We start from the raw sequence: 3365 nt of genomic DNA, 5'->3' as shown, positions 1-3365 counted from the left end.
GTCGGGGCCTCCGCGTCGGGGTCGGGGACGTCGCCCTCCCCGCCGCGGCCGGTGTCACCGCCGGCACCCCCGACCTCCCCGCCGGTGTCCGCCGGGTCCTCGGCGGCGCCGCCCGAGCCCTCCGGCGGTCGCTCCGGCTCCCCGCCGGTCGAGGAGTGCGGGTCCCCCTGTCCGGTCAGCGCGTTGACGGTGACCGTGACCCCGCCGAGGGTGGCGACCAGGGCGGCGGCGACACCGGTGGTCCGCACCCAGCCGGGCAGGCCCACCGGGGAGCCGTCGGTCCGACGGCGTCCCGCCGGACGGCGCGTGGCGGTGGAGCCCGCGGCCCGGGCGGCCATGCCGCGTTCCACCCGCGCCAGCATCCGTTCGCGGTCCGGCCGATGGTCGAGAGCCGCGGCTCGCAATCGGCCGGGCGCGTCGGGTCCCTGGACCATCAGCTCCTCCGTTCCACGGCGCCCGGTTCCACGGGTCCGGCGCGCAGTACCCGCAGCGGTTCGGACGGGTCGGGGCGCCCCTCCGGTTCCCGCGGTGCCAACAGCCGCTCCAGCTCGGCGATGCCGCGGGAGGTCTGACTCTTCACGGTACCCACCGATATCCCCAGCGCCGTGGCCGTCTCCCGCTCCGAGAGGTCGAAGGCGTGCCGCAGGACCACGCAGGCCCGCTTGCGGTAGGGCAGGCGTTCCAGGGCGGCCCGCACGTCCACCACGGCGGGCACGTCGGGGCCGTCGGTCTGCTCGGAGCGCCCGGACCAGAACTGGGTCACCCGTCGGCGTTCGCGGATCCGGCTGCGGATCCGCGAACGGGCGAGGTTCACCACCACGCCCCGGGCGTAGGCGACGGGATGCTCGGCGGCACGGACCCGGTCCCAGCGGTCCCAGATGGCGAGCAGGGCGTCGGCGGCCAGGTCGTCGGCGGCCTCGGCGTCCTCGCCGTTGCCGAGCATCAGCCGTGCCAGGCGGGCCAGTTCGGCGTGGTGTTCCTCGAAGAAGGCGTGGAATTCTTCGGTGGGGGTTCCCACGCCGGCCTCCCTGGAGGTGAGTCGTGCCGTGCCGCGACACCTCCGCGGTACGGGACCTTCGGCCGGACGCCCGGGATGTGCGGGTCCCCCGGTGAGTGCGGAGCGTAGCAGGCACTCGTAGGCTGCGAACCATGAGTTCACGTCCGCTCCTGCACGTTCGGGGCCGCATCCTGACCGGTCCCGGACGTGACGACGAGGTTCACGACGATCTGTGGATCATTGATGGTCGCATCAGTTTCACCCGACCCGTCTCCGGGGGCAATTCGGGGGGCCCCAACGAGCCGACCGTGCTGACCGGTTGGGTGCTTCCCGGGCTGGTCGACGCCCACTGTCACGTGGGCCTGGACGCGGGAGGGGCCGTGGACCGGCCCACCTCCGAGCGACAGGCGCTCACCGACCGGGACGCCGGAACCCTCCTGATCCGGGACGCGGGTTCACCCGCCGACACCCGGTGGATCGACGAGCGGGAGGATCTGCCGCGCCTCGTGCGGGCCGGTCGGCACATCGCCCGGACCCGCCGCTACATCCGCAACTTCGCGCACGAGATCGAACCCGGCGACCTGGCCGCGTACGTGCGTCGGGAGGCCCGACGGGGTGACGGCTGGGTCAAGCTGGTCGGTGACTGGATCGACCGGGCCGAGGGGGACCTGACGCCCTGTTGGCCCCGCTGGGCGGTGGAGGAGGCCATCGCCGCCGCGCACGCCGAGGGCGCCCGGGTGACCGCCCACTGCTTCGCGGAGGACTCGCTGCGCGATCTGGTGGAGGCGGGCATCGACTGCGTCGAGCACGCCACCGGTCTGACCGAGGAGACCATCCCGCTGTTCGCGGAACGCGGGGTGGCCATCGTTCCCACCCTGGTCAACATCGGCACCTTTCCGCGGTTGGCGGCGGGGGGCGAGGCCAAATACCCGCGGTGGGCGGAGCACATGCGCCGTCTGCACGCCCGCCGGTACGAGACGGTCGGGGCCGCCCGGGACGCGGGTATCCCGATCTTCGCGGGCACCGATGCCGGGGGCTCCCTGGCGCACGGACTGATCGCCGACGAGGTGGCCGAATTGGTGCGCGCCGGACTCCCGACAGGGGAGGCGCTCTCGGCGGCCTCCTGGGGGGCGCGGAAGTGGCTCGGGCGCCCCGGTCTGACCGAGGGGGCTCCGGCGGACCTGGTGATCTACCCGGAGGACCCCCGGGTGGACGTGCGGGTTCTGGCGGCTCCCCGGCACGTGGTCCTGCGGGGTCGGGTGGTCCGGTGACGCCCGGTTCGCGGGAGGGGTGCCCCGCCCTTCCGTGCGAGCCCGCACAAAAATCCGAAACCCACTCCTTCGGGTGAAGAGTGGGGGATGAAGCTGACGCTTCGTGGTCAGGGCGTCAAGGATGGGTGAGTCCCGTTCGCCGCATCGGGTGACGGAGGCCCCGGGAGCCACCCGGGTTCCGCCACACACCGCTCACCCGGCCCGGGGCGGCCGCGTCCGCACCGTGATCCCGTGATCCCGTGATCCCCGCGAGCCCGATGACCCCGGTCATCGGGACGGGTCGGGATCCCGGATCCGCGATCGCCGCGCACGCCTCCGCCCCCGGCCCGGCGACACCGTCCCTACCCGGGAGTCCCAACCCGTGTTCCACACTGCCCCTTCCCGGACCGGCGCCCGTCGCACGGCCGTCCTGCTCACCACCGTCGCCCTGCTCTCCGTCGGCTCCGGGCCCGCCCTCGCCGACGAGGGGGCCGCCGACGCCCCGGGCTCGGCCGGTGCCGCCGTCCTGCGCACCGGTTTGGACGTGGCGCTGCTCAACCGCTCCGTCGAACTGCCGCTGTCCGTCTCCCTCAACGAGGTCACCGCCCCCGCGGGGGAGGCGGCCGCGGAGAAGACCACCCTGACCGCCGCCCTCGACGGGGTCGACGGCGGCACCCCCTTCCGGGTGCTGGAGGCCGAGGTGGCCACCGCCCGGGCCGCGGTGGACGACGCCCGCGCCGAGGCGGAGGTCGATCTCGTCGACGCCTCCGTCCACGTCCCCGGCCTGCCCCTGCTCTCCGTCATCGAGGTGGACGCCGTCTCCGCCCGGGCCCACTGCCCCGCCGGGGGCCAACCGACCGCCGACGCCGAACTCCCCGGCTCGGTCACCGTCCTCGGGCAGAAGGTCACCCTGACCACCGGGGGCGAGACCCTGGTGGAGGTGCCGGGGGTGGGGGAGGTCCGACTGGAACTCGCGAAGCGGTCGGTCACCGACTCCGGGGCCGCCGCCACCGCTCTCGAACTCTCGGTGGACGTCAACCCCCTGAAGCTCAACGTGGCCGAGGTGGGCGGACGGATCACCCTCGCCGAGGCCTCCTGCTCCTCGCCCGCCCCGACTC

General features: G+C 74.4%; 3 protein-coding genes and 1 pseudogene. 2 read left to right on the top strand and 2 right to left on the bottom strand.

What is annotated here, in order from left to right; all coding sequences use genetic code 11:
* Positions 1 to 434, bottom strand: a pseudogene (locus FOE67_RS20620) (hypothetical protein); the annotation flags it as partial.
* Entirely contained in the window at positions 434 to 1018 is a 585-nt protein-coding gene (locus tag FOE67_RS20615) for a SigE family RNA polymerase sigma factor (protein ID WP_323385161.1), read from the bottom strand. The gene FOE67_RS20615 and the pseudogene FOE67_RS20620, both read right to left, overlap by 1 nt.
* Positions 1019 to 1149: 131 nt before the next feature.
* Here FOE67_RS20615 and FOE67_RS20610 point away from each other — a divergent pair, with 131 nt between their 5' ends.
* Positions 1150 to 2268: an amidohydrolase family protein gene (locus FOE67_RS20610; protein ID WP_182666332.1), complete on the top strand. Its 1119-nt coding sequence runs from the start codon at positions 1150 to 1152 to the stop codon at positions 2266 to 2268.
* Between the two features lie 361 nt (positions 2269 to 2629).
* Positions 2630 to 3365: SCO1860 family LAETG-anchored protein (locus FOE67_RS20605; RefSeq protein WP_438874269.1), on the top strand; the 736-nt coding region annotated here is incomplete at its 3' end.

The sequence above is a fragment of the Streptomyces calidiresistens genome, from assembly GCF_014141525.1.
GTDB lineage: Bacteria > Actinomycetota > Actinomycetes > Streptomycetales > Streptomycetaceae > Streptomyces > Streptomyces calidiresistens.
The sequence above is the reverse complement of the archived record's forward strand: the minus strand, read 5'-3'. Positions and strand labels throughout refer to the sequence as shown.